Annotated in this window: 2 protein-coding genes; both read right to left on the bottom strand. The window is 70.4% G+C overall.

All coding sequences use genetic code 11. From position 1 onward, the window contains the following. A partial coding sequence (locus tag ELR45_RS29375; RefSeq protein ID WP_205857507.1) for an alpha-ketoacid dehydrogenase subunit beta occupies window positions 1-907 on the bottom strand: 907 nt, incomplete at its 3' end. After that, window positions 895-1,836, bottom strand: coding sequence for a thiamine pyrophosphate-dependent dehydrogenase E1 component subunit alpha (locus tag ELR45_RS29370; RefSeq protein WP_420813972.1), 942 nt, complete (start codon window positions 1,834-1,836; stop codon window positions 895-897). The genes ELR45_RS29375 and ELR45_RS29370, both read right to left, overlap by 13 nt. Window positions 1,837-2,045 lie beyond the last annotated feature (209 nt).

Genomic DNA, 2,045 nt, shown 5'->3' with positions numbered 1-2,045 from the left:
GCGCGTCCAGCAGGTCGAACCCCTCGTCGGCGACGAGCGAGGCCAACGTCGCGCCCCAGCCGCCCTGATAGGGATTCTCCTCGACGACGACGAGCCGCGACGTGCGGCTGAGCGACGCGAGGACGGTGCTGACGTCGAGCGGGACCAGACAGCGCAGATCGATCACCTCCGCCGAGATGTCCTCATCGGCGAGCCGCCCGGCCGCGGCTAGCGCCGTCGGCACCGTCGACGCCAGGGCGACGACCGTAACGTCATCGCCCTGGCGGACGATCTCGGCCCGGCCGAGCTCGACGACGTGGTCGTCCGGCGCGGGCAAGCCTTTGCTGGCGAAGAGTCCTTTGTGCTCGAAGACGACGACCGGGTCGTCGCTGCGGATCGCGGCCGCCATCAGACCGACGACGTCGGCCGGCGTCGACGGGGCCGCGATCTTGAGTCCCGGCACGGTGAATGCCCAGTTCTCCACCGCCTGCGAGTGCTGGGCGCCGAAGCCGAGCCCGCCGCCGTTGGCGGTGCGGACCACCAACGGCACCGTGACCTGGCCGCCGGTCATGTACCTGACCTTGGGGATCTCATTGGCGAGATAGTCCCAGCAGCAGGCCAGGAAGTCACTGAACATGATCTCCGCGACCGGGCGCATGCCGGTCATAGCCGCACCCATGGCGGCGCCGACGATGGCCTGCTCTGAGATGGGTGTGTTCCAGATCCGTTCCGGTCCGAACTCGTCCAGCAGCCCAACGGTGGTCTTGAACACCCCGCCGGCCTCGGCAATGTCCTCGCCGAGGCAGACGACGCTGTCGTCGCGGCGCATCTCGCGGGCGATGCCCTCCGCGACGGCTTCCCGGTAGGTGGTCTGCGTGTTCGGGGAGTTCGCGGAGGCCGTGCCACCCGCGGCTGTCACGTCCGCCATGCGCTGCCTCCATCCGCCCAGACATCGGTGAACGCCTCCGCCGGGTCGGCGTCCGGCGCGTTCTTGGCTGCGTCGACGGCGGCGGCGACGCTGTGTTCCGCCCGTTCTTCGGCGGCGTCGAGCTCGGTTTCGGTGACACCGGCCTCTTCCAGCCGGCGCCGGGCGACGGACAGCGGATCACGTTCGAGCCAGCGCTGAACCTCCTCGTCCGGGCGGTATTTGGCCGGGTCCGTCCGGCTGTGGCCGTAGTGCCGGTACGTCTGCGCCTCGATCACCGTGGGGCCTTCGCCCGCGCGGGCACGTGCGGCGGCGTCGGCGACGGCGGCGTGCACGGGGAGCAGGTCGTTGCCGTCGATGACGTGTCCAGGGAGCCCGTACCCGGCGGCGCGGTCAGCCGCCGGGTTGGCCACTGATGTCACGGTGCCGATCGCGGTGTACTCCATGTAGAAGTTGTTCTCACAGATGAACAGCACGGGCAGCCGCCACACCGCGGCCAGATTGAGTGTTTCGTGGAAGGCCCCGATGTTGGTGGCGCCGTCGCCGAAGAAGGCGACGGCGACCTGCCCGGATCCGCGTAGGAGGGCGGACCAGGCGGCCCCGGCCGCCATCGGCAGGTGTGAACCAACGATGGCGTACGAGCCGAGCATGCCGGCTGAGGCCTTGGTCAGGTGCATCGAACCGCCCTTGCCTTGGCACAGCCCGGTCGCCTTGCTCATCAGCTCGGCGAGGCATTCCTCGGGGGTTGCCCCGCGGGCGATCGCGTGATGGTGGCCGCGGTACGTGGCGAAGACGTAGTCGTCGGGCCGCAGCGCCGCGCTCGCGCCGACCGCGACCGCTTCCTGACCGGAGGCGAGATGCGTCGTCCCCTTGACCAGACCGGACATGAAGAGGTCGTAGGCGGCCTTCTCGGTGCGGCGGATGAGAAGCATCTGCTCGTAGAGCGCGAGCAACTCGGCAGAGCCGAGGTCGGAACCGCGGGCCGCGTCCGCGGCGCCGACCTCGGTGTCCGTGGTGGTGGAGCGCACGTCGGCCTCGGTCATCGCTACTCGCCCCCGTCCGTGACGTCGGCGCCGGCCCGGTCGCCGGCGGCGGCGTGAGGCGGGGTGCCGTTGCCGGTGTTGAGGTGCGACTGCGACTC

This window comes from Phytoactinopolyspora endophytica (assembly GCF_004138495.1).
GTDB lineage: Bacteria > Actinomycetota > Actinomycetes > Jiangellales > Jiangellaceae > Phytoactinopolyspora > Phytoactinopolyspora endophytica.
The sequence above is the reverse complement of the archived record's forward strand: the minus strand, read 5'-3'. Positions and strand labels throughout refer to the sequence as shown.

Coding starts and splice junctions, on each gene's coding strand:
- ELR45_RS29370 (WP_420813972.1), bottom strand. CDS start 1,836: ATGCTTCTCATCCGCCGCACCGAGAAGGCCGCCTACGACCTCTTCATG.